The 25,281-nt window shown below is 45.3% G+C and carries 18 protein-coding genes, 3 tRNA genes and 2 rRNA genes; 15 read left to right on the top strand and 8 right to left on the bottom strand.

The genetic code is table 11. The features are described from left to right. Positions 1-55 precede the first annotated feature (55 nt). Entirely contained in the window at positions 56-829 is a 774-nt protein-coding gene (locus VMX18_03525) for a hypothetical protein (GenBank protein HUT22444.1), read from the bottom strand. A 128-nt stretch (positions 830-957) separates the two neighbouring features. On the opposite strand from VMX18_03525, the gene VMX18_03520 reads away from it, so the two are divergent. After that, positions 958-1,332 (top strand): hypothetical protein, encoded by a 375-nt coding sequence (locus VMX18_03520; protein HUT22443.1) that lies wholly within the window; start codon positions 958-960, stop codon positions 1,330-1,332. A gap of 86 nt (positions 1,333-1,418) precedes the next feature. Here the strand turns inward: VMX18_03520 and VMX18_03515 are convergent, their stop codons facing one another. Together VMX18_03515 and rpsP are read right to left on the bottom strand one after the other, a co-directional pair. Beyond that, positions 1,419-1,748 (bottom strand): KH domain-containing protein, encoded by a 330-nt coding sequence (locus VMX18_03515; GenBank protein HUT22442.1) that lies wholly within the window; start codon positions 1,746-1,748, stop codon positions 1,419-1,421. Positions 1,749-1,928: 180 nt separating this feature from the next. After that, the gene (gene rpsP, locus VMX18_03510) at positions 1,929-2,339 is read right to left on the bottom strand and encodes a 30S ribosomal protein S16 (protein ID HUT22441.1); all 411 of its coding nucleotides are present in this window, start codon (positions 2,337-2,339) and stop codon (positions 1,929-1,931) included. A gap of 157 nt (positions 2,340-2,496) precedes the next feature. Here rpsP and VMX18_03505 point away from each other — a divergent pair, with 157 nt between their 5' ends. The 5 genes from VMX18_03505 to holA all read left to right on the top strand — a co-directional run bounded on the left by VMX18_03505 (position 2,497) and on the right by holA (position 9,327). Continuing rightward, positions 2,497-3,054: a hypothetical protein gene (locus VMX18_03505; GenBank protein ID HUT22440.1), complete on the top strand. Its 558-nt coding sequence runs from the start codon at positions 2,497-2,499 to the stop codon at positions 3,052-3,054. Between the two features lie 226 nt (positions 3,055-3,280). Continuing rightward, positions 3,281-3,355, top strand: a tRNA-Cys gene (locus VMX18_03500). Between the two features lie 318 nt (positions 3,356-3,673). Next, positions 3,674-5,341, top strand: coding sequence for a PEGA domain-containing protein (locus VMX18_03495; GenBank protein HUT22439.1), 1,668 nt, complete (start codon positions 3,674-3,676; stop codon positions 5,339-5,341). Between the two features lie 167 nt (positions 5,342-5,508). Next, positions 5,509-8,235 (top strand): DNA polymerase I, encoded by a 2,727-nt coding sequence (gene polA, locus VMX18_03490; GenBank protein ID HUT22438.1) that lies wholly within the window; start codon positions 5,509-5,511, stop codon positions 8,233-8,235. A gap of 120 nt (positions 8,236-8,355) precedes the next feature. Then, positions 8,356-9,327 carry a DNA polymerase III subunit delta gene (holA, locus tag VMX18_03485; protein HUT22437.1) on the top strand — a complete coding sequence of 324 codons (972 nt, stop codon included), beginning with the start codon at positions 8,356-8,358 and terminating at the stop codon, positions 9,325-9,327. Between the two features lie 136 nt (positions 9,328-9,463). On the opposite strand, the gene rpsT is transcribed toward holA, so the two are convergent. Next, complete coding sequence (rpsT, locus tag VMX18_03480) at positions 9,464-9,742, bottom strand: 30S ribosomal protein S20 (protein ID HUT22436.1); 279 nt, start codon at positions 9,740-9,742, stop codon at positions 9,464-9,466. 294 nt (positions 9,743-10,036) lie between these two features. Continuing rightward, on the bottom strand, positions 10,037-11,083 hold the full coding sequence (locus tag VMX18_03475; GenBank protein ID HUT22435.1) for a DNA recombination protein RmuC: 1,047 nt from the start codon (positions 11,081-11,083) through the stop codon (positions 10,037-10,039). A 191-nt stretch (positions 11,084-11,274) separates the two neighbouring features. Here VMX18_03475 and VMX18_03470 point away from each other — a divergent pair, with 191 nt between their 5' ends. After that, a complete protein-coding gene (locus VMX18_03470; protein ID HUT22434.1) occupies positions 11,275-11,553 on the top strand; it encodes a hypothetical protein in 279 nt (92 codons plus the stop codon). 47 nt (positions 11,554-11,600) lie between these two features. Here VMX18_03470 and VMX18_03465 read toward each other — a convergent pair whose 3' ends face one another. Continuing rightward, positions 11,601-12,227, bottom strand: a complete 627-nt coding sequence (locus VMX18_03465) for a hypothetical protein (GenBank protein HUT22433.1) — start codon at positions 12,225-12,227, stop codon at positions 11,601-11,603. A gap of 561 nt (positions 12,228-12,788) precedes the next feature. Further along, a tRNA-Leu gene (locus tag VMX18_03460) sits at positions 12,789-12,874 on the bottom strand. Positions 12,875-13,244: 370 nt separating this feature from the next. Between VMX18_03460 and VMX18_03455 the strand changes: the two genes are divergently transcribed. The 5 genes from VMX18_03455 to VMX18_03435 all read left to right on the top strand — a co-directional run bounded on the left by VMX18_03455 (position 13,245) and on the right by VMX18_03435 (position 19,069). Then, positions 13,245-16,266, top strand: a 23S ribosomal RNA gene (locus VMX18_03455). Positions 16,267-16,316: 50 nt separating this feature from the next. Then, a 5S ribosomal RNA gene (rrf, locus tag VMX18_03450) occupies positions 16,317-16,424 on the top strand. Between the two features lie 80 nt (positions 16,425-16,504). Next, positions 16,505-17,065 carry a methyltransferase domain-containing protein gene (locus VMX18_03445; GenBank protein HUT22432.1) on the top strand — a complete coding sequence of 187 codons (561 nt, stop codon included), beginning with the start codon at positions 16,505-16,507 and terminating at the stop codon, positions 17,063-17,065. Next, complete coding sequence (locus tag VMX18_03440) at positions 17,046-17,813, top strand: NTP transferase domain-containing protein (protein ID HUT22431.1); 768 nt, start codon at positions 17,046-17,048, stop codon at positions 17,811-17,813. The genes VMX18_03445 and VMX18_03440 overlap by 20 nt, the downstream gene beginning before the upstream one ends. Continuing rightward, positions 17,810-19,069, top strand: coding sequence for an endonuclease Q family protein (locus VMX18_03435; protein ID HUT22430.1), 1,260 nt, complete (start codon positions 17,810-17,812; stop codon positions 19,067-19,069). The genes VMX18_03440 and VMX18_03435 overlap by 4 nt, the downstream gene beginning before the upstream one ends. 117 nt (positions 19,070-19,186) lie before the next feature. Here VMX18_03435 and VMX18_03430 read toward each other — a convergent pair whose 3' ends face one another. Next, entirely contained in the window at positions 19,187-19,363 is a 177-nt protein-coding gene (locus VMX18_03430) for a hypothetical protein (GenBank protein ID HUT22429.1), read from the bottom strand. A 426-nt stretch (positions 19,364-19,789) separates the two neighbouring features. Between VMX18_03430 and VMX18_03425 the strand changes: the two genes are divergently transcribed. The 3 genes from VMX18_03425 to VMX18_03415 all read left to right on the top strand — a co-directional run bounded on the left by VMX18_03425 (position 19,790) and on the right by VMX18_03415 (position 25,055). Continuing rightward, the gene (locus VMX18_03425; protein ID HUT22428.1) at positions 19,790-20,398 is read left to right on the top strand and encodes a hypothetical protein; all 609 of its coding nucleotides are present in this window, start codon (positions 19,790-19,792) and stop codon (positions 20,396-20,398) included. A 10-nt stretch (positions 20,399-20,408) separates the two neighbouring features. Next, positions 20,409-24,848 carry an ATP-dependent RNA helicase gene (locus tag VMX18_03420; protein ID HUT22427.1) on the top strand — a complete coding sequence of 1,480 codons (4,440 nt, stop codon included), beginning with the start codon at positions 20,409-20,411 and terminating at the stop codon, positions 24,846-24,848. A 130-nt stretch (positions 24,849-24,978) separates the two neighbouring features. Continuing rightward, positions 24,979-25,055: transfer RNA gene (locus VMX18_03415), tRNA-Ala, on the top strand. The last annotated feature ends 226 nt before the right edge of the window (positions 25,056-25,281 follow it).

The raw sequence follows: 25,281 nt of genomic DNA, 5'->3' as shown, positions 1-25,281 counted from the left end.
CATTATATCATCTGGATTATGAATTGAAAAAACCTAGAGGCTATGGCGACTAGGTTCAGAGGTCGAAGACAGGGGCTAATGGCTCGGGTGTCTCAGGTTTGCGGCAACTGTTGTTATCGAGGAAGACCATCTCGATGATGCCGGTCAATTCCTTTTGTTGATATTGTACAGTCCATATTCTGCGAGGAGTCTTACCCATGTGGAAAAACCCTTCAACGGTCTCCGGAGCAAGATCGATGGTATAGCACTCCGAGATTGGACAATTGATGTTGACAGGTATCAACGTGTATGCGCCGTCATTGTTGACGTGCATTTTGGACATGATTTCCAGAAGCAGTGCGTCCCTGTCCGTGGGAATAAAGTCCCGGCCTTTGTTCATCCAAGGAACGTCGAGCGCACGCAACTGAATGATTTCTTTGACGTTGCCGCCGTTAATCAGAACGAGGTATGGCTGTTCGTTTGACACCAAGTCTCCCGCGACCTCGCCCGGCTGGTGCGTCGGCTGTGTCAGCGGGTAGAAGATGTGGAACAAGTCGCTGACTTCTTGCGCGGTAGTAAGACTCAAAGCTCCGTAGGCCGAAGACATCGAAAGCTGAAACAGGTATGGCCCGCTCACGACAGGGGCATGTGAGATCCTTGCCTCCATCATTGTGCAGATGTTCTTGTTGACGCCTGCCCACGCAGTCTCGGACTTGGCGCAGCTTTGGCCGCACAAGGAATACGGCACGTTCCAGACGATTTGATCAGGGCAAGTGTTTGGAGCATTGGCTCCGCAGCTTGCCAAAACCGACAGAGACAGACACAGAGCCAGACAAATTGACCGTTTCATGGCGATCCTCCTTGTTGCTTGGCCTGGTATACCGTCTCATAAAATCGCTTTTTTGTCAATCAGCCAATAAGCCGCGTTTGACAGCGCGGCGCGGAATTGATATTTTTTATTTATTAAAGGAGGAGGAGATGACCAGACGACCGACGCTGGATACTTTCAATAGGGTGATGGTGAAGTTGTTCGTCCTTCAGCTGTACAACCGTGGCATGTGCGATGCGCATCGCGTCTTTGAGTTGTGCGCAACGCTCGAGCTGGCGCGCAGAACAAGAAAGAAGAATTTCCTGCGTCGTTACCCGGGCGCGGACGCCGTGTACATGTTGATAAAAGAAATTATTAGGCAGAATGAGCCCTTGAGAGCCGCCTTGGCGGATCTGGCCGCTCTAAAGAGGAGAAATTGCATGGTGGCGGGCGCGTCCGCCAGACTCAGGCGCAAGCATTTCACGGAGATTCTGCGGTTGATTTCCCATGCGTCTTCGCTCTTTTACGATTTTTTGAATGAGTAAACTTACTCGCGGGCTACTTACAGCAGTAGCCCTTTTAAATTACAAAAGCCACGTTTTACCGTGGCTTTCGCAGTATACAAATTTGTTTAGATCTTGAGATCATCAACAACGTCGGTGTCAACTTCTTCTCTTTCCGGTTCCGGTCTTCGAACGTGAGTCGAGCCTTCCGGTTCAATGATTTTTAAGTTGACTCGAGCGTTGTTTTTCGCTCCGACGATTTTCAGCAAAGTTCTAATGGCCTTCGCTGTTTTGCCTTGTTTGCCGATGACGTAACCCATGTCTTCCGCGTTGATGGTCAATGAAAGCAATACTCCCATTTCATCAACTTTTCGTTCAACTTGCACATCTTCGGGATGAGAAACGATCGTCTTTACAAGGTACTCAACAAACTCTTGGTCAGCAAATTTTTCTGCCATAAAATTCTTTTCGCGCTTAATTCTTAATTCAGTCAGAAATATCTACTGGTGACCAGACCAGCGGTATTTACTGAAGAATCCCTTTTTAAGGATCTATAACCATTATAGCAAAATACAGGTTTTCTGTCAAGATAAAAAACGCCCCGATTTAGGTCGAGGGGCGATTTTTTTGTGATAAATTTATTTTTTTTCAGTTTCAGTCTGTTCCGCCTTGGGAGTATCTTCAACGGCCGGAGCTTCTTCTTTTATTTCCGCGGCCGGTTTGGCAGCTTCTTCTTTGGCCGCGCTTTCAGCTTTTTTTGCGGCCATCTTTGCTTGTCGCTTTTTGCTGATTGTCGTTACGGAAACCTTTTTTCCGGAAATGATTTCGTTCTTCACCAGCAAATTGTGAACCGTGGCAGAAGGTTGGGCTCCGTTCGCGATCCAGTGCTTGATTCTCTCCGCATTCAACTTTATTTCTTTTGTTCTCGGGTTGTAATGACCCAATTTTTCCAGATAATTTCCCCACGGATCTTTGCTCTTTTCAAGAACCGTTATGCGATAAAAGGGTTGATGTTTTTTTCCTATTCTCGACAAGATAATTTTTAACATAATGTTATATAGATGTTTTACGAATAACGTAGTAATAATAATAGCTTATAATATTGCCTATTGTCAAGCGAAAATGATAGTATGTGGATGTATGTTTGGGGGTATTGACATTTTTAACGATTTGTGCTATAATTTAATCTTAAGTAACATATAATATATGAATATATTTAATAGCGTAAAATTACGCAAAATCAGCAAAATCTCCTTATTTGTTATGGTTTTGTTGATTTTGACCAATATCGCTTTGCCGAGTTGGGCTAAAGAAACCGATAATTCAGGGAATATCAATTCCGTGATTTCGGCCAATAAGAAAGATATTATTTCCGAGAATATAATCGCTTATAAGGAAAAACAGGATAAGATTAAGACTCAAGCCTTGGTCAGACAGAGGGTTATTTACCCGAAATCCAAGCAGGGCGAATTATGGACGACCGCTACCGCTTATACCAGTACGGTTGACCAGTGCGATGCTTCTCCTTGTATTACGGCCGACGGTTATAACGTTTGCGCCGCGGGCGAGGAAAACGTCATTGCCACGAACTTTTTGCCGTTTGGCACCAAGGTTAAGATTCCTGAATTATACGGTGATAAAGAATTCGTTGTTCATGATCGTATGAACAGACGATATTCCAACCGTGTCGATATCTGGATGAAAGACAGAAGCGATGCCATTCAATTCGGTAAGCAAAATGTAAAAATAGTGGTTGTTGAGTAATTATAATATAACGCGATATGAAGAAAATGCCCGCTTCCGCGGGCTTTTCTTTTATGTTTACAGCCTGCTTTTTGCATGATAAGATTAAATAGATATTCAATATTTTTTTATTTTTAATCTTTTTAAGGCACGGTAGCCAATTAGTAAGGCAGCGGTCTGTCCCGAAAATTAAAAATCCTTTATTTTTATAATTTTCGAGGATCCTCGATAAATAAATAAATTTGTTGGCACGGTAGCCAAGCAGTAAGGCAGCGGTCTGCAAAACCGCAACGCATGGGTGCAATTCCCATCCGTGCCTCCAAATTTATTTATTTATCGGGACAAAACCGCTATGCATGGGTGCAAATCCCGCCTGCTTGCCGTAGTCTTGACGAAGGTGGGTCCGTGCCCCCATTCTTCGCGAAGCGAAGAATGGCATGAATCGGTAGAAAAAGTGTCCTTGATCGGGACATTTTTTTGTAATACTTTTACTTTCCAATCAGTCATACATATTGTAAAATGGCAGAGCTTTTGAAATAATTTGGGGAATTGACAAGAATACGATTTTGTTCTAGTATAATAAGTCAGCAGTTTGACATATCGATATATCAATCATGCGCAACAACAGGAGGATGACAGCATGAGTCCGAGACAATTTGTTCTTTTTGTTTTTGTCGGCCTTTTCTTCGCCGCTTGCGGTAGTGAGGCCACGGTCGGCCCGAGCCTGGTCGAAACGGAAGATGCAATGGCTCATGATTTCGGAGGGGACTTCCTCGAGGTCATCACCGACATCCCGCGCTTGCCGGACATCAAGGAGGACGCCACCGTTCCGGACATGGAAGAAGACGCAGAGGCTGACAGCAGGCCCATGCGAGATCTCCATCCGCTCGACGTCGCGCGGGATGTGCCGGCCGAGCTGGTCGAGGACATTCCGGTAGAAGTGGCGGAGGATGTGCCGCTCGAGGTGGTCGAGGACATTCCGGTCGAAGTTCAGCCGGACGTTCCGCCGGAGTTGGTGGAAGATGTTCCGGTCGATGTTCAGCCGGACGTTCCGGTCGATCTGATCGAGGACGCGTTGGCCGAAGTTCAGCCGGAGGTGACGCCCGACGTGATCGAGGACGCGCCGGTCGACGTGCAGCCGGACGTGCTAATCGACGTGGCCGAGGACGTGCCGGCTGACGTGCAGCCGGATGTGCCGGTTGACATGGCCGTGGACGTGGTTCCTGTCGATGTTCAGCCGGACATTGCGCCGATCGTGGTGGTCGTGACTATCACGTCCGAGCCGATCGGAGTCTATTTCCGAGTAGATGATGACACGGTCACGAACTATACGCCGGCAGAGATCTCTCTGACCGAGGGGCAGCACACCGTGCACATCATTGACTTGACCGGGTGCTTCGTCTCGGAGGATATCTTGATCATGGTCTCGGAAACGAGCTTCGCGTTCAACGTGACACTCGTGCCGCTGACCGTGGTTGGCGATTTCACGTCCGAGCCGATCGGCGCGACCGTCACTGAAGGCGGCGAAGTTGTTTGCGAAGCGACTCCATGCCTGGCCGTTGAGCAGACCGCGTGCGCTCATACGTACGTGTTCAATCTCGACGGGTACTACGACGAGACGGTTGAGTCATTTTTGGACAACGACTACGTCGTGGACGCCATGCTCGAGGCCATGCTGCCCGTTCTCCTGACGGTGACGAGCACCCCCACGGACGCGGTCGTGTCAATCGACAACGAGCCGGCTGTCTGCCGCACGCCATGTTCCATGGAGGTGCCGGAAGGACAGCATGAGGTCATCGTGAACAGTTGGGGATTCGTCCCGGTCGTTCTCGATGAGTTCATCGATGCGACGAACAACACGTTCGACGTGACGTTCGCCGCGGCCACAGAAGACCTGACCGTACCGATCACCTCCCAGCCGTCGTCTACCCTGCGGTTGGACGGAACCGTGGTCTGCAACTCCACATTGCCGGGCAACTGCCAGATCGCGATTGGTCCAGGAATCCACGTGTTTGAGTTTTATTCGAGTTGCGTGGATTACAAAGCGCTGTTGTTCGACGTCCAGTCAAGCGATCCGATCAGCGAGACGCTGACCGGTAAGGTATGGGTGAGCATCACCAGCAATACGTCGGCTCCCCCGCCTACGGCGTACATCGATCCGGGCACTCCGGACGAGGTTTCCGGGATGACCCCATTCATGACTTGCGTTTCGCCAGGGGAACACGCAGTCATGTGTGTTTTGCCCACGTACCCCAACATCAACGCGGTGTTTGACACGGTCGACGGCGGGTACTTCTGCAACTACTAGGTTGGCCCGCCCCCGAAAGCCCTTTGGTCATGACCATTGGGCTTTTTCAATACAGTGTTACGAAATACAATCTTCTCAAGCATAAGGCCAAAGGTGGATGTAATTCCTAACATTAGCCCTCTAACATTGAAAATTTCATCATAAAACGCTATAATTCAAATGACCATATGGCTTTAAAAAAGAAAAAATTCGTCATTATCGACGGCAATGCCATCTTGCATCGAGCTTGGCACGCCTTGCCGCCGCTCACCACCGAAGACGGTAAATTGATCAATGCCGCTTACGGCTTTACTTCGATTTTGCTGAGACTTTATCCGGATTTGAAACCGGATTATTTGGCCGTGGCCTTTGACCGGCGCGAACCGACTTTTCGAAAAATTGAGTATAAAGAATATAAAGCGCAGAGAGTGAAACAGCCCGATGAATTGTACGCTCAGCTGGATGATGTAAAAAACATTTTGGATGTTTTTAAAATTCCTTATTACGATCTCAAGGGTTATGAAGCCGATGACATCATCGCCACTTTGGTCAATAGAAAAATCATTGACAACCCGGATGTCGAGTCGATAATCGTCACCGGCGACATGGATGCTTTGCAATTGGTTGACCATAACACCAAAGTTTACGCTTTGCATAAGGGAATTTCAGAGACAATCACTTACAATGAAAAAGAAGTCAGGGAAAAATTTAACGGCTTGGGTCCGGAACAGATGATCGATTACAAAGCTTTGCGCGGCGACCCCTCGGACAATATTCCGGGCGTGCCGGGCATCGGCGAGAAAACGGCTATTGATTTACTGAATAAATTCGACACTCTGGAAAATTTATATGATGAATTGGAAAAAGACACGGCCAAGTCGAAAAACTTGAAGCCGCGGGTGATTAATTTATTGAAAGAAAATAAAAAGGCGGCGTTCGAGAGTAAAAGATTGGTTACCTTGGTCAAAGACACGCCGATTAAATTCAAATTGTCCGATTCCAAGGTCAAACCTTTTGATTTGGAAAAAGTGAGCAAACTGTTTCAAAAATTGCAATTTAAAACATTGATGAACCGTTTGGAAAAAATAGAGATTGCCGGCCAAACGGAAGAAAAGGTCATTGCCAAAACCAAAGAAAATCTCGATTACCGATTGGTGGATACGGCTGAAAAGTTCGAGTCGTTTTTAGCGGATCTGAAAAAACAAAATATTTTCGCGTTTGACACCGAAACCGATGGCTTGGATCCCTTTTTTAATAAACTTTTGGGAGTCAGCTTTTCTTGGCATGAGGGCAAAGCTTATTACGTGATTTACGACAAAGAGCGGTTTGAAAAATTAAAATCCATTTTCAAAAATCAGGAGATAAAAAAAGTCGGCCATAACCTGAAATTCGATTTTGAAGTGATTGAAGCGGCGGGTCTTGAAGTCAAAGGGTTGTATTTCGACACCATGATCGCGTCGTATCTTTTAAATCCCGGATCTCGCGGCCACAATTTGAATGATTTGGCGTTTCGCGAGCTGGGGCATCAAATGATTGCCATTGAAGAGCTGATCGGCAAAGGCAAAGAACAAAAATCTTTATTTGAAGTGGCCAAAGAAAAAGTCTCGGAATATTCTTGCGAAGACGCGGATATTTCTTATCGAATTTACAAAATTTTGGAGAAGAGATTAAAAGAAAACGGACTGTTTGATTTGCTCGAAAAAATGGAAATGCCTTTGATTTACGTTTTGGCGGAAATGGAGAAAAACGGCGTCTTACTCGATTTGAAATATTTGAAAAAATTGTCTGAAGAATTCGAAGAAAAACTGGGCGAGCTCGAGAAAAAAATTTACAAGCAAGCCGGTGAAAAATTCAACATCAATTCGCCGTTGCAATTGAAAGTGATTTTTTTCGAAAAATTGAAATTGCCGACCGAAGGACTGAAAAAAACCAAGACCGGCATTTCGACCGCAGCCGGGGAGCTGGAAAAACTTTTGGGCAAGCATGCCATCATTGAATTGATAGTCGAATATCGCGAATTGACGAAATTAAAATCCACTTATATCGACGCCTTGCCGCGACTGGTCAAGCCGGACGGTCGCGTGCACACCAGCTTCAATCAAACGATCACGGCCACGGGACGGCTGTCTTCTTCCGATCCGAATTTGCAAAATATTCCGAAAAGAACGACGCTCGGCATGAAAATCAGAAAAGCTTTTATTGCCGCGCCCGGAAGCAAACTGGTTTCTTCGGACTATTCCCAGGTAGAGCTTCGAGTGGTCGCTTGTCTCGCCAAAGACGAGAACATGATAGAAATTTTCAAAGCCGGACATGATATTCATACGGCAACCGCGGCCAAAATTCACGGCGTCAAGCTCGAAGACGTCACCAAAGATATGCGCCGCGAAGCCAAGATGATTAATTTCGGCATTTTATACGGCATGGGCGCGTACGGTTTGGCGGCCAGAACCGGCATTTCCATTCAAAGAGCCAAAGAATTTATCGATAAATATTACCGGTCATTTAGCCGTGTTCAAGAATACATGGAAAGCATCAAAGAATTCGCCCGCGAAAACGGCTACACGGAAACCATGTTCGGCAGAAAAAGATATTTCCCGGATATTCATTCGGGCGTGCAGCAAATCAAGGCCGCGGCTGAGCGCGAAGCGATCAATACGCCCATTCAGGGCACGGCCGCTGACTTGATAAAGATCGCCATGATTGAAGTTTATAAAGAATTGAAAAAAATCAGTCCCGAGACAAAAATGCTGCTTCAAGTTCACGATGAGCTTGTTTTCGAAGTGCCGGAAAAAGAATTGGAAAAAGTGGCGAAAATAATCGATGAAAAAATGGAGAAGATCCACAAAACCTGCGTGCCGATCACGGTCGAAACCGATTACGGGGATAATTGGAGGGATTTGGAGAAGTTGTATTAGGGAGCAGCAATGCAACAGCAAGAGATTCCCGCTTTCGCGGGAATGACAAAAAGGGCATTGTTCCGCTCCCGGCAGTCATTCCCGCGAAAGCGGGAATCCACAAAAGGTTATTGTCTAATTATGGTTGATAAAAAACAAATCTACGTCTGGTCAGGCGAAAACGGCTGGGCGATTTCAAAACAAATTCAAAAATGGACAACCTTGTTTGAAGACAAATACGGATATTTTAATATTCTAAAAATAGATTTTGAAGAAAAGGGGAATGTCGAACAAACATTAAAGAACGCTTTGCAGGTCGATTCGCTTTTCGGCCAAAATAAATTGATTATTTTGAAAAATTTTTTCGCGAAAAAACAAGATAAAAAAATAGAAGAATTGATTTTGGGGAGCGTTGAAAAATTGCCGGAAAAATTTTTCGTGATTTTTTCCCAAAAAGGCGAAATCGATAAAAGAAGCAAGATTTACAAAGCGCTCGCTAAGGCGCCTTTGGCGGAAGTAAAATCGTTTGCCAGCCCCAAAGGTTTTTTGCTAAATGATTGGATAAAAAAACAAGTCGCTTCGGTCGGCGGGACCATTGCCAATTCGGCGGCTGAGCGGCTGGCAATTTTGGTCGGCAATGATTTGTGGCAGCTGGACGCTGAAATTCAGAAGTTGGCGAGCTATTGCCGGAATCGGGAAATTTCAGTCAAAGATGTCGAGGATTTGGTCAAGGGAAAATTCAACGACAATATTTTCGATTTCGTGGACGCGCTTTCAGTAAAAAATAAAGCTTTAAGCGGCAAGCTCTTGGCCGATCAACTTGGCAGCGGCGCCAATCAATTTTATTTGTTGACCATGATTGTCAGGCAATTCAGAAATATTTTGATGATCAAAGACGTTAAAAACAGCGGCCGAACAAGTTCGCCGGAATTCGCGGCCAGGGAATTGAAACTGCACCCGTTCGTGGCCAAAAAGACTTGGCAGCAGGCGGACAGATTCACTTTTGAAGAATTGAAAAAAATTTACAGCCGGCTTTTATCGATTGAAAAAAAATTCAAATCCACTTCCTGGTCGCCGCAACTTTTGTTGGATTTGTTTGTGATGGGGTTGTAAAACCGCGCGGGTCGGCGGCGGGTCGCCGCCGCGTAGAGACGCGCCATGGCGCGTCTCTACGATGGGCATGCGCCCATCCCGCGCGATCAAAACAAAAAACCGGCTTTTATGCCGGTCTTTTTATATTGGATTGAATTTATTTTGAATCTGTCGCGGCTTTGGTCTTGTTATAGTTTTTTATCAACCTTGATTTCATTCTCGAGCCGGTGTTTTTTTTGATTCTGCCTTTTTGAGTTTGCTTGTCTATATTTTTAATGGTCTCTTTGATCATTTTTTCCGCATCGGCCGATTTTGATTCGATTGATTTGAGAGTTTTCTTTCTCAAAGTTTTAACTTTTGCCACAGCGACGCGATTTAATTTGGATCGCTTGATGCTTTTTCTCAGTTCTTTTTTACCTTGATTGGTATTTGGCATATCAGTTGTAAGATTAAGGTTGAATATTAAAGATAATGACTTTTGATATAATAGCGGGGAATTGAGGCCTTGTCAAGTTGGGGTTACAAATTTACAAATCAATACAAATATTACAAATGGTTACAAATTAGAAGGAAAAATCGTCCGTCCTGAGCGAAGCTGAAGAGTAATAGAAAATAGAACGTCGGAAATCGGTTAAAACGAATCTCGAACCTCGAATTTCCATAGCCAATTTCGAATTTCGATATAACGAATTTCAATGTTCAAGCCTCAATACCGATGCCGCTGGATTTATTAGTCTGCCTGCGGCCTATCAATCTCCATCGGATCAATCGCCGGCTCGCTGCCGGTAATCCGCACTACGTCTTTGTCTATTTTTTTGAATTCTTTATAAGCGGTATTGTAAGTGTTCACGGTCGTGCCGATGTTATTGCCCAATTTTTTCATGTGCATGTCATAAGCCGCGATATGTTTGTTGAGTTCTTCCACGCGTTTGATTATTTCCTTGGTCTGCTCCTCTATTTGCATTTTTTTCAAGCCCTGAATCACTGTTTGCAAATACGCGTAAAATGAAGTCGGCGAAACAATGATCACATGTTTTTCCTTGAACGCGTATTCGATCAGATCGCGCGTGTTGACTTTGACCGCGCCGACTTGGTTGACCAAAAGGTCGTAGTAAATTCCTTCGGACGGGATAAACATGAAAGCGAAGTCAGTCGTTGTTTCTTGAGGCCTGATGTATTTGGATGTTTCATCGATTCGGTTTTTTAAATCCTGTTTGAAAAGTTTTTCCAGCTGCTCGTGCCGAGTCGGATCTTTTTCCTCCACGATTTTATTGTAATTTTCGAGTGAAAATTTCGAATCAATGGGAATGATATAGTCTTTGATGAAAATCACGGCATCCACTATTTCTCCGTCAGTGAATTTGTATTGCAATTGATATTGATTGGGCGCGAAAACGTTTTTCAAAAGAGTTTCCAAATAATATTCTCCCAAAATTCCTCTTTGCTTCGGGTTTTTTAAAATATTTTCCAGACTTTGCAGCTGCTCGGCAAAGCCCATCACTTGTTTATTGGTGTCGTCGAGTTTGGTCAATTTTTCCGTGACGTCCCGAATTATTTTGGCGCTCTGGCCGAATTGCGTTTGAATTTGTTTTTGAGATTCACCCAGCTTGTAATCCATGGTCTGCCGGATTTCTTTCAATTGCTCTTGCAAAAGCTGCATGCTTTTGTCGTCTTTTTCTTCGGGCTTGAGCGCGCTTAGTTTTTTTGAAAAATAAAAAAGCGCAGCGATGAAAAGAATCGCGAAAATTACGGTGGTGATTATGTAAATCGTTTGCATATTTTTAGGTTACGAGATTACAGATTAGTGTACAGATTGTACGAGATATAACTCCAATCTGTATAATCTCGTGTGTTTATCTGTAATCTTGTACCCAAATTTTACCACTCAAAGACAAAAATCGCAATTGACAGGATTGCTTGATAATTATAATGTATGTCGAATGGGAACCTAAACCGGGAGGGAAGACGATGCTTCAAGTGCTTGGCGTGTTCAAAAGGTTCCGGTTGCTGAAAGTAACGGCCGACAAATATGGCAGACATGCCAGACACCGAGCGGTCATTGTTGTTGAAATTGACGGCAAGGAACAAGTCATGGTGTTTTCGGGCTGTCTTTTCGGCGAAGTGGTCGGCAAAAAAGTGTTGATTTCGATCAAACCGGCCTGGGACCCGGAATTGAACGGCCGCATGGTCGCGTCGATCTTTGACGCGGAGTCTTTTGCTCCGTATCACGAAGTCGCGTTCAACTAGAGAGCCATCACATTGGCTCTCTTAAATTTGAAAAAGAGCAGCCGTGGCTACTCTTGGATCGGCGCGCTTATTAAGTCGCCGCGCTTGATAAAACCTCCGAGATTTTGGAACGCGAGCGGGTATTTCTCGGTCGCCCAGCGCGTCCATCGCCTGGTATCTGCCGGCCAGGATTGAGCTGTCTCCTCAATCTGGTTGTCGAAGTCGGAGCTGAGTCTGCCGGTCATGTGCATACCGCAGGAAAAGTAAGGATGTATATCCCATAGCCATTCGAAGGCGTTGTCATGAGCTCGGTCGCTTTCCGGGTCAAACAGCCACATCACCATGGCCAGGAATGTTTCGTCGACTCCTTGGCGGTGATGTTCTGAAAATCCTAGAAGCTGCTTCCAAATCCTTGCCGGCTGTCGCCTCAGCCAGAGCGCTCCGCCGCGCCCGAGCTCGTCCGAGTAATCGACTGACATGGCGGCCATGCAGGCATTGGCCACGCTTGATCCGGTGGCCGCGGCATCTGAGAAACAGGGATTGTCTCCGATCACTTCGCTGATGAACGCGGCCGGATATCCAACCAGCCGGCCGTTTGCCTGGCCGACCCACTGATGAAAGACGCGGCTGTGCCACGTCTCCTCATCGCGGGTTGATTGATCCGCGCCAGTTTCGGGCGTTGTGTTCCCGCTCATCTTGTGGCCCTCCCGGGTGTTGAGTTCGAATAAATTTTAACTTATGAGGGAGGTACTGTCAATGTAAAATATGCCTTTGACTTCGGTTATAATAAGAGATTTTATCATTGACATTTCTGTTGTTGTATAACATACTATCTTGAATTGAGAATAAAGACATTCGGACAAATTTTTTCCGAATCTCCCTGTTCTCAAGTCGAGGCGGGGCCGGAAGCGCTGACCGGTTTTTCAGCGCGAGCGCAAGGAGAGTTGTCATGACGACGAAAGTTGTCGGAGACGACGTACTGGGCGCGCTTGCCAGACGGCAGTGGGGTTCTGCCTCGGGCTTCCTCGTGAGCTGAACCTCGTCTTCTCAAGTCAACCACCAAGCGGACTGCAACGCAGGCCGCTTTTAAAATTCATTAAAATTTTTAAAAATAAAAAAATCGGCCAAGATGCCGGTTTTAAGAATGCCCTTCGATTCGTCACTACCGCTCCTCACTCAGGGCATTCGCCTCGCCCCGCTTGTGCAGGTGGTGGAACACCATGAGCGAGGCTTTGCCGCAGCAAAGCCGAGTCGAATGGTGCTGGGGAGAGGACTCGAACCTCCACGGGCAATGCCCACCTGCTCCTAAGGCAAGCGTGTATACCAATTTCACCACCCCAGCTTGTTAGATTAAAGTTCAGTAGGATTAAAAATCACCCCATACTTTCAACTAGAAACTTTAATCTTGTAACTGAATAATTATACCGTAATTTAGCGAAAATGTCAATGTTTTGAAGCAAAAGGTTTGCTGCTTGACATGGTTCGTTTATTTAATGTATAATGTTTCACAGACAATTTAAATTATCCACAGGTAGTCGTTTGCTCGAACAAGATAACGATTTCAGAGCTGCGAATGCCTTTTTTATTTCCGATTAAGTTGTCTCATGATCATTGACAATTAAAAAATGACAAATAAATTTTCAATTTATTCGTCGAGTATATCAACATACTATGGAGAATCAATATAACAGTACAAATTTTCTCATTTTAGTGGTTATGCAACTCAAGAGCGTATAGGTGGATGCCTAGACATAAGAGAGCGATAAAGGACGTAGTAGCCTGCGATAAGCCTCGGGGAGGTGGCAAGCAACCTTTGATCCGGGGATTTCCGAATGGGGAAACCCGATTCCGGCTAAAATCGGAATCATTTCCGTCTGAATACATAGGGCGGAAAAGCTCACCCAGGGAAGTGAAACATCTCAGTACCTGGAGGAAGATAAAATAATAATGATTTCCTGAGTAGTGGCGAACGAAAAGGAAAAAGTCCAAACCTTGCTAACTTTATTTGAGATGATCTTTGCCTTCGGGCATTGGTTGTCTCGGGTGTAAGGTTATCAGGCCATATGTTGGCAAGGTGTAGCGGGAATTTTGCGATTTTACTCTGATAAGTAAAGATAGATCCTTATAATTTGTAGCCGAATGGGCTGGAAAGCTCATCCAAAGAGGGTGAAAGACCCGTAGGTGAAACAGATTATAAGTCTATGGCAGGCATTCCCAAGTACTGCGGGACACGAGAAATCCCGTAGGAATCAGCCAGGACTATCTGGTAAGACTAAATATCTCTTATGATCGATAGTGAACAAGTACCGTGAGGGAAAGGTGAAAAGCACCCCGGTGAGGGGGCTGAAATAGTATCTGAAACCATACGCTTACAAGAAGTCGGAGTCCCGATTTATCGGGATGACGGCGTGCCTATTGAAGAATGAGCCAACGAGTTTGTTGTTTGTTGCTTGTCTAAGCTCGAGTAGAGCGGAGGCATAGTGAAAGCGAGGATGAAAGTCCGTATACTGAATTTGATTTTCTGGCAGCCGCTTGCGGTTACCAGTTATCTTTTTCAGTTCGCAGCAGGCACAAGACCCGAAACCGGGCGACCTAGCCATGACCAGGTTGAAGTTCAGCGAAAGCTGGATGGAGGACCGAACCCACGCGCCGTGCAACACGCGGGGATGAGTCGTGGTTAGCGGAGAAATTCCAATCGAGCTCGGTAATAGCTGGTTCTCCCCGAAACAACTGTAGGGTTGACCTCGAGTATAACTTTGGGGGTAGAGCACTGAATGGGGGCGGATGGGAAACCTACCGTCTCCAATCAAACTCCGAATACCAAAGCTTCAGCTCGGGAGTTAGACTATGGGGGCTAAGCTCCATTAGTCAAAAGGGAAACAGCCCAGATCACCATCTAAGGTCCCAAAATCTATATTAAGTGTGAAAGGAAGTGAAATGACTTATACAACTAGGAGGTTGGCTTAGAAGCAGCCATCCTTTAAAGAAAGCGTAATAGCTCACTGGTCAAGTCGTTTTGCATCGAAAATGTAACGGGGCTAAATATAGTACCGAAGATGTGGCTTTTCCGCCTTTGGCGGGAAGGGGTAGGGGAGCATTTTCCAAGCAATGAAGCCGTACTTGTGAGAGGCGGTGGAGTTTGGAGAAGAGAGAATGTTGGCATGAGTAGCAAAAATCTCGGTGAGAACCCGAGACACCGAAAATCTAAGGGTTCCTGGGCAACGCAAATCGACCCAGGGTTAGTCGGTCCTAAGGCGAGGCCGAAAGGCGTAGTCGATGGATGAGCGGGTTAATATTCCCGCACTGTCTTTAATTTTCAATGGGGTGACGCAGTAAGTAATCTCAGGCGCAATTTGGTAATGTGCGTTGCCGATAGCGGATGGCTCCCAGGTAAATCCAGGAGCATAATTCCAAAATTGGCAAAAGGGTGAGCTAAGGCAAGCCCGATTTGATTGATCAGACTGCCGAGAAAAGCCTCTAGAGCTAAGTTAAAGGCAACCGTACCGTAAACCGACACAGGTAGATGAGGCGAGAAGCCTAAGGTGTACGAGAGAAACCTTGTTAAGGAACTCGGCAAAATAGCTGGCCGTAACCTAGGGAGATGGCCTTCCCGACTCCGGTCGGGACGCAGCGAAAGACCTCCATGTGACTGTTTACCAAAAACACAGGTCCCTGCTAAAGCGCAAGCTGATGTATAGGGGCTGATGCCTGGCCAGTGTCAGAACGTTAAGGGGAGGTGTGCAAGCACTGAACCGAAGCGCTGATGAACGCCGGCGATAACTATAATCGTCCTAAGGTAGCGAAATTCCTTGTCGGGTAAGTTCCGACCCGCACGAATGGCATAACAACATGGAGACTGTCTCAACAAGGTACTCGGCGAAATTTCGAGATGAGTAAAGACGCTCATTTCCCGCAGCTGGACGAAAAGACCCCGTGAAGCTTTACTACAACTTGATATTGGGCTAAGAATACGCTTGTTCAGAATAGGTGGGAGTCCTTCGGGACGCCAGTGAGATACCACCCTTGCGTGTTTTTAGTTCTAATTCCACTCTGTGAATCCAGAGAGAAGACAGTATCTGGTGGGTAGTTTGACTGGGGCGGTGGCCTCCTAAAAGGTAACGGAGGCGTTTACAAAGGTTGGCTAGGTTCCGATGGAAACGGAATCGATAGTGCAAACGCATAAGCCAGCTTTACTGCAAGACCCGCGAGTCGAGCAGTTGCGAAAGCATAAGTTAGTGATCCGACCGTACGAAATAGGACGGCGGAAGCTCAACGGATAAAAGCTACTCCGGGGATAACAGGCTAGTCTGGTCCAAGAGTCCATATCGACGACCAGGTTCGGCACCTCGATGTCGGCTCGTCGCATCCTGGGGCTGTAGAAGGTCCCAAGGGTTTGGCTGTTCGCCAATTAAAGCGGCACGCGAGCTGGGTTCAGAACGTCGTGAGACAGTTCGGTCTCCTATCCGCTGTGGGCGCTGGAAATTTGAGAGGGCTCTTCCCTAGTACGAGAGGACCGGGAAGGACGAACCTCTAGTGTACCAGTTGTTCTACCAAGGGCATTGCTGGGTAGCTACGTTCGGTTTGGATAAGTGCTGAAAGCATCTAAGCACGAAGCCGTCCTCAAGATTAGATTTCCTTATAGACTCCTCGAAGACTACGAGGTTGATAGGCAGCAGGTGTAAGCGCCGCAAGGCATTTAGCCGAGCTGTACTAATAAGTCAAATGCATAACCACTTAAATGAGAAAGTTTATTTTAAAGCAACAATTTTAAAGAGGTACATAATCCTGGTGATTCTAACGGAGGGGGTACACCTGTTCCCATTCCGAACACAGAAGTTAAGCCCTCGTGCGCCGATGATACTCACTATGGGGAAAGTAGGTCGTCGCCAGGATTATGTACCTCTTTTATATTTTAAAAAATTTAAAATGCGTTATTCGTTCTTTCATGTTTTTTTTGTTAAAATGAAGATGTATGCCGGAAATGCTATTTTGGGTAATATTATTCGCGTTTTTATTTTTTTCGCTGATTATAGCGATAGTTTTTTCAATGAATGTGTTTATTTTGCCGTTTGTCGGAGGAGTTCCTTATGTATCGTTGAAGAAAAAAAGACTTAAAAAGATTTTTTTAAAACAGCGTTTTGATTTTAACGCTCAAATCGTTGACCTTGGTTGCGGCGACGGCAGGGTGCTCAGATTTTTGGAAAAGAATGGGTATAAAAATTTGCGCGGTTATGAGCTGAATCTCTGGCCGTACTGTATAGGCAAAATAAAAAATTTGTGTCTGAGGTCAAAGACTTTGATCCGACTGAAAAATTTTGAAAAAATAAATTTAAAGGAATTCGATGTGATTTTTGTTTATTTGATGGAAAAATATTTGGAAAAATTAAGGCCGAAGTTCGAAAAAGAGTTGGCGGCCGGCGCGACAGTGATTTCATACGGGTTTCAAGTCAACGGCTGGACGCCAAAGGAAATAATTTATACGGATGAAGGAAATAAAAAGTTGGGCAAAACGTATGTTTACGAAAGACAATAAAACTCAAATTATAATTTTGGCGGCCGGCCGAGGCAAACGATTCGGCTCGATTGAATTGCCTAAAGTATTGGTTGAAATAAACGGCCGGCCGATGATCGATTCGGTGATGGAAAAAGTCTCGGAGTCCAAGATTGGAAAACCGCTGGCGGTCATAGGCTTTCAAGGCGATTTGGTCATAGAACGGTTGAAAGATCGGGCAGATTTCGTTTGGCAACATGAGCGGCTCGGCACCGGACACGCGGTGGCGGTCTGCGAGAAGTTTATCGATCCGGCCATTGAGAAAATAATCGTTTTATACGGAGACATGCCTTGTCTGTCCGCGCAAACCATTGTCGGATTGAACGATTTGGCCGAGACCGAAGACGAGCCGATGGCCATGATTACCATTAAAGCCGACGATTTTTCGGATTGGCGAGCCGGTTTATTCGGCTTTGGCAGAATTTTAAGAAATGAAGCCGACGAAATTATCGGTATTAAAGAGAAAAAAGACGCGACCCCCGAGGAATTGAAGATTAAGGAATTAAATCCTTCGCAATTTTGCTTTGACCGAAAGTGGCTTTTCGAGAATTTGAAAAAATTGAATAAAAATAACGCCCAAGGCGAATATTATCTGACCGATTTGGTTGAAATCGCCGTGGCCGACGGTCATAAAATTTTAAATATGGAGGTTGATCCGAAAGAATGCTTGGGCGTTAATACGGAAGAAGAAAGACTTTTAGTTGAAAAATTTTTATCGAAAAAATTATGAAAATCATCGCCGATCTTCATTTGCATTCCAAATATTCGAGAGCCACATCCAAGGAAATGGATATTTTGAATTTGAGCGAGCGAGCGAAAATCAAAGGCATTGACCTTATCGCCACCGGAGATTTTTGCCATCCGGCGTATTTTAAGGAATTGAAAGTCGGATTGGTCGATAACGGCCTCGGGATTTTTACTTTCAAAGGCGATCTTGGCGAAAAAAAGACTCATTTTTTATTATCCAATGAAATTTCTTGCATTTACAAAAAAAATGACAAGACCAGGCGGATTCATATTCTACTTTTCGCGCCAACGCTTGAAGCGGTTGGAAAATTGAACGAGCGGTTGGACAAAATGGGATTTAACATTAAGTCGGACGGCCGGCCGATTCTGGGCCTTGACGCCAAAGAATTGGCGAAAATGGCTTTGGACATCAATGAAAAATTCATAATCGCGCCGGCGCACATTTGGACGCCGTGGTTTTCTTTATTCGGCTCAAAATCGGGATTTGATTCAATCGAAGAATGCTTTGAGGAATTGTCGCCCAATATTTTCGCGGCTGAAACCGGTTTGTCGTCCGATCCTGCCATGAATTGGCGCTTATCAGCTCTTGATCGCATTACTTTGATTTCCAACGGCGACAGCCACAGCCCGGCCAATCTCGGCAGAGAGGCTAATGTTTTCGAGTTGAATGATTTCAGTTATGATGAAATTTACAATTTGTTGAAAAATAAAGATAAAAAGAAATTTTTGTACACCGTTGAATTTTATCCGCAAGAAGGCAAGTATCATTATGACGGCCACGCCGACTGTAAAACTTCTTTTTCTCCCGCGGAAACGAAAAAATTGAAAGGGATTTGTCCGGTCTGCAAAAAACCGCTGACGCTCGGCGTTGATTACCGCGTGGATGAATTGGCTGATCGGCCGCCGGGATTTACGCCGGCCAATGCCATTCCATATAAAAGCTTGGTGCCGCTGGCCGAAATCATCGCCGAATGTTTTCAGGTCAAGTCAAAAACAAAAAAAGTCGCCAAAGTTTATGACGATTTGATAAATAATTTTGGCAGCGAGTTCAATGTCTTGCTTGAATCAAGCATTGATGATTTGAAAAAAGAAAATGAATTGCTGGCCGAAGCGGTGAATAGAGTTCGCACGGGCAATCTCAGCATAAAGCCGGGATATGACGGAGTGTACGGTCAGGTGAAAATATTCGATGATCAAGATATTAAAAAGTTTGCGCCAAAGCAGGAGACCTTATTGTAAATTCCAAATAACAAGCGTCAAATAACAAATAAGCTCCAATTAGCAATTTTCAAAATTTCAAATATTTAAAATAAAACAGCCCTGATATTTCGCGAGGAAAATGGGGCTGTTTTTATACTACTTTTTCTTTCTGCGACTGGCTTTTTTTCTCTTAGGAGCCGCTTTTTTCTTAGTGGTCTTCTTTACGGCTTTTTTTCTCTTAGGAGCCGCTTTTTTCTTCGCGGTCTTCTTCACTGCTTTCTTTCTCTTAGGAGCCGCCTTCTTCACGGCTTTCTTTCTTTTTTTAGCTGGCATAATTTTGTTTTCACCTCCTTTCGCCTTCCTTGCAAAAATGAATTACAATACTTTCGAAATATATTGTAAGACAAGTTTGTCTTTGGAAGAAAAAATCAAATTTTTATAATTTAATTTTTATTTTTTATTTAAAGAACAATCACATTTAAATTATAAACTGTTTTTTAAATGCAAACAATGTTTTTTATTTAAACTGTGGAAAACTTTTACGTTACGAATTAAAAATTCCGATTAGCTAGCCTTGGTTTATTGTTTTATTATTTGTTACAAATGTTTTATAAATTTTTTAAAATAAGTTAAAAGTTGAAATTTGAATTTCGGAATATGAAATTTTATTGCAAGGCGTGGCCGGACCGATTGAATGTTGTTGTTGCGCGGAGCAGATGATATAATTAACTCAGTTGAAATATATTAACTTTTTTAATTATGACGATCGGAGCGATGCCTGTAATTGCGCGAGATTTCATTTCAATACGGTTAATGGATGATTTTAATTTGAGTAACGAGAAAGGATATCATGATTTTAGAAATCATGTCGCGATTCAAGCTCAAGGTGAGATAGCCGTCTTGCCAAGCGACTGGCCGGCTGAAGCGTCGGCGGCGACTTTCGCGATATTTTGCGATATAGCCGATGAAACGCTGATTAGAATGCCGGATAATAGTTTGATGCGACTTTTTTTGCATTCAAAGTCTCCGGTTTCGTACGCTGAGACTTTTTCCAACGATGTTTGGAATAAGATTAAAAAGGTTAAAGATCAAAGAACCAACGTTTCAGACTTGGCTGGCGCGCGGTCGTCGCGCCAGATAGATCTTATTTCTCTTTGGGAACAAACTACCGGTGATGCGGTTGTCTCTCGGACGCAAGATTTTATTCCATTGCTCCCAAACGCTTTTTTACCGGCTGAGAAGGTTATCCTTATTGGAGAAATTCCGGCATTACCGCTTTTTGCCGCAATTTATTTCTCGCGGTCATATGGCAAGCGAATCTTTTATCAAAAACAGGCCGACGCTTCGAGCGTTCCGCTTTTTTTATAATTGAAATTTTATGACGGAAAATAATTTGAATCCTTCAATGGAATCTCGGCCGAAACCGTCTTCGGAGATTCCAAGAGCGCGCAATTTAGAAAAGGCGGCGTTGCCCATGGATGAGCGGCGTCAAGAAGTGGTTGAATGCGTGCGAAACAATAATAACGCTGTCATTATCGGCGAAACCGGTTCGGGCAAAAGCACTCGAATCCCCGTTTTTTTGCTTGACGCTTTGCCAAAAGCGAAAATCGCCATCACTCAGCCGCGGCGCGTGGCCGCGCGTTCGGTCGCGCGTTATGTCGCGGAGCAACGCGGCGGCAGGATTGGAGATGAGATCGGCTATCAAGTGCGTTTTGAGGACAAAACCACTGAAGGCACTCGAGCGAATTTCATGACTGAAGGAATATTGCTTAGAAAAATGCAAAGCGATCCGTTGCTTGAAGAATATGACGTGGTGATGGTCGACGAAGCTCATGAAAGGTCTCTTAATATTGATTTTGTGCTCGGACTTTTAAAGCGTATTCAAAGAGAAAGGGTAAAGGTAGGTAAAAAGCAGCTTAAAGTGCTGGCCACCTCGGCGACGATCGAAAAAGAAAAGTTTTCAAATTATTTCGAGAAGTCGCCGGTAGTAGAGGTGGCCGGAAGAATGTTTCCGGTTGATGTTAAATATGAAAAATCTACTGTCCGCGATTACATATTAGAAGCCGCGGAAAAAGTCAGAGAGATTGTTCAAGGCGGCGCGGAAGGCGATGTTTTGATTTTTATGCCGGGCAAAGCAGAAATACAGCAGACAATCAAGCAAATAGAATCTTTGGGCATCAAAGAAGTCGAGGTTTTGCCGCTTTACGGAGCCATGGCCTCGGAAGATCAAGATAAAATTTTTTTAAAAAGCGCCAAACGAAAAATTATCGTCGCCACCAATATCGCTGAAACATCGGTGACCATTGATGGCGTTCGTTTCGTCGTTGATTCGGGTCTCATCAAGCAAAAAGAATTTAATCCAGTAACCGGCATAGAAGCGCTAACGGTTAAACAACACGCCAAATCGGGTTGTGAACAGCGAAAAGGGCGCGCCGGGCGCACCGCCCCGGGCGTGTGCTATCGGCTTTACACCGAGCAGGATTATCAGAATTTACCCGATTTTCAAACGCCGGAAATCGCGCGTTCCAATTTGGATCATGTGATTTTGGCCATGAAGAACGGGGGCATTGAAGATGTCAGAGGATTTGATTTCATTGATCGTCCAAGCGAGAGCGCCATCTCCCAAGCCGTTGAGACTCTGAAAATGTTGGGTGCTCTCGATGATCAAGAAAAGCTTACCGCGATCGGCAAGGTCATGGCTGAATTGCCATTGCGGCCGGAGATAAGCCGCATGGTATTGGAGGCGGAAAAACATCATTGTGTAGGAAAAATTTGCACCATTGCGGCCATGCTTGGAGATAAATCCATTTTTGCGCGGCCGAAAGGCAAAGAGCATGAGGCAGATACGGCGCATAACCAGTTTGCGAAAGAGGGTTCGGATTTTTTAAGATTGCTGGAGATTGGGCGTCAATGGTCAGCGGCCGGTTTCAGTGAAGGCTGGGCGATAGATCATTATCTTAATGTTCGTCAATTGTTTGAGGTTAGAGAAATCCGCTCTCAGCTTATGCGCGTATTGAGAAAAAGGGGAGTGCCGGTGGATGACGCCAACGGCAACGATCCCGTTGAGATTCAGAAGTGCATTGCCGCGGGCTTGATTCAGCATTTGATGGCCTATTCCGGTAAATTCGCTTATGAGCGCGTGGTTCAAGGAACTGAGCAGCGATCTGATAGAATTTATATACATCCTTCTTCAACCGTATTTTCGATGAAACCGGAATTGATGATTGGCGCTGATGTCATGAGGACTTCGAAAACATACGCCCGCAGCTGTCAGCCTGTTGATCCCACCTGGCTGCCGGAAATAGCGCCGCAACTTTTAAGGGAATATGACAAATCTTTCAGCTACGATCCCGAGCAAGACTCAGTGATTGAACTCTCGCGTCTCGGTTTAAAGGGACGGAGCTCGCCATTGGTTGAACAGAGGCGGATAGTTAAAGATCATGAAAAAGCAGCGGAAGTGTTCATGAAAGCGTTGGTTGAAGGCAAAGTGGATTTGCCATGCGTTGAACGCAATAACGAGGCAATGGAGCTGCTTCACTCGCTTTATGTCCGATCCGGAGGCATGATCAAATTGCCCGTGATCGGCGACTGGTATAAAGAAAAAGCGGGTGGTTGCGTAAGCAAAAAGGAGGCCGCCCACATTGATGAGCAAATGAGAATCAACATCGAAGATTTTTGTCCGCTTGAAACTTTATCGGAAATTAACGCATCGCATCCGGAGACAGTTGAAATTAAGGGCGTGGCCGTCAGAGTTTCTTATGATTATCGTCTTGCCAATCCTAACGGCTGGTTGGAAAGCGAAAAAGTTGAAAAATTTACGGCTACCTTGAATATTCCCGTTGATTTGGTTTTTTCTATGACCGAAGAAGATGCTCCGTCAATCGGAGCGACCGGGCGTCCCGCGATATTGTACAAATCGGGGGAAGGATACAATGTTGTCGTTGAGTCGCTTGCAAAGCTTAAAGAAGCAATGGATAAAAAACGGCTTGATGAGGCTTGGTATAATTTCAGACCGCCGGAGACATTGAAAATAAAAGTCGAAGATTTTTTCCCCTTGCCAACCGTTGAAGAGCTGGGAGCGCGACCGGTCGTTATCGCAAAAAATCACCGAGGGGAAGAAGTCTTCGTTATGCCCGGAATAAATATTCTGGGGCCAAATTATGATTACGATAAACGTGAATATAAATATGAATACGGTGTGAGATATTTCCGCACGAACGAAGCCGCGGCAAATTCCACCGAGAGAGCCATTGAGCAAAAAACGCAAGATGACGCGAGAAAACAAAGAAAAATAGACAGGGAGCAATTTCTGGCTCCGGCGAAAGAGCAATATGCGGTTATGCAAGACACGATGAAAGAGTTGCTTGCCGGATATCGCGAAAAAGGATTTTCTTATGACGAGCGTTCTGAGCTGGAGCGCCAATATAACGAGGCGCGATCCGTGATTGAGAGTCCCGACGCCGATCCGAAGAAAGCGCTTCAAATTTTGGAATCGATCCGCGCCGCTATCGCCGAAAGATCGATGGAAATTGAAAGACGATTGAAAAGAGCTCCGGAAGTTCAAAAAATAATGGATGGGCTTGCCGATAAAATAGAGAGAATCGATTATAATAACTATGCCCGATTCGGACTTTCCTATGAACAATATTCAGCGCTAAGGAATAAATGGAGCGAGGCCGTTAACGCTCTAAAGGTGGAAGATCCATACGGCCGGCCGGTTTTGCTCGATCCCGACAAATCCGAGACTTTGTTTCAAGAATTGGAGGCGGAATTGCCGGAAGAGCAAGAATTTACTCCCGAACAAGAAATGTTGGTTGATATATTATCCGGTCGTAATTCCGGCTACGCTAAAATCATACGCGTTCGCGGTGGACGAGTGGCGGAGGCTTTTTCTCCCGGGCAGACAAGCGATATAGCGCACGCGCCGGACGAAATAGCCATTGGCGGATCCGGACGCGAGCTTTTGGTAAAAGGGTCGCGACTGGTGTTTGTTTATGGAAGCGGGCGCGAAGGTGAACGCTGGAAATTAACCGACGGAGATTATCTTTTTTCCAGAGACGCCGGCGATGTGTTTAAGGTTGAAGAAAAAACAGGCGCGCCATACGGTTGGAGGGCGATTTCTCGCGTTGAAACTTTTTATGATGTTGAAACTTCTTATGATAATGACGCTACATACCGAGCGGCTCAATCGATAAAGGAAGAAATGCCGGAGCGCAAGGAAGGGCTTGCCGCGGGTGTGTTCGCGACACTGCTGGGTAAAATATCCGGTAAAGAAGCGCAAACGGCAAAAGCCGTCCCGAAAGAAGAAAGACACTTGCCCAAATCCAAAACGGAGGAAAGGGAAAAAATGACATCGGAATTGAGAAATCAATTCGGTGAAGAATTAAGCAACGCCCGCTTTTTATGGGATATTGTCAATTCAATTCCCGACGCGGGAAAAAAAGATCCCAATGCTTCTAAAATAGCAAAATTAAAAGCAAGAATAAAAGAGGCGAAAAAAGAATTAGGGGCGTTTGCCGCGGAACTTGCCAAAACGGATGACGCCTCATATGCTCGCGGCAAAGTCGCTGATCTTGTCAGGCGAGCCGAATCCGCAGGCAAAGAATTCGCCCGTCTCTCCAATAAGAACGAGGATTGGCCGAGCGTTTTGAGACAATGCGCGGCGAGGGTAAAAGAAATAGCCAAAGAACAAGAGGTGGAAATAGATGACCCGACGTGGGAGAAAATTCGAGTCAAATTGGCATCGTTTTCTCAACAAAAAAATATCCCGGAAGATTTGGACGCTGAGTTGGAGTCCATTTTAATAGATTCTCTGTAATTCAAAAGCGCTATCGGATCCGGCGCTTTTATTTTTAAAATATTTCAGGGAAATACCGGAGATTGACGATGAATAATATATTTGGTATAATTTTTTAGCGTCGATGATCGAAAAAATATTTTCTATTCTCGGGCCCGTAGCTCAGTTGGCTAGAGCGCCTGTTTTGCACACAGGAGGTCACAGGTTCGATCCCTGCCGGGTCCACCACTCGACTCGCCCTCGCGCTGCTCGGGCTCGCTCGTGGTGTACCACCATATGACGAGTCGAGTGTCCCGAGCGCCTGCCGGCAGGCAGGAAGTCGAGGGACAATTATCGCTCATGGTGTTCCACAGTAGAACGCAAACAAAAAATCACCAACATTAGTTGGCGATTTTTTGTATTAATTTTTTCTCTCAAGTAGAGCAAGCTTTTCTCTCCGCCAGAGGCGGAGAGG

The organism is Candidatus Bipolaricaulota bacterium (assembly GCA_035528115.1).
Classification (GTDB): Bacteria; Patescibacteriota; Patescibacteriia; order UBA11705; family DATKZF01; genus DATKZF01.
Note: the sequence above shows the minus strand (reverse complement) of the source record. Positions and strands in the feature narration are given on the sequence as shown.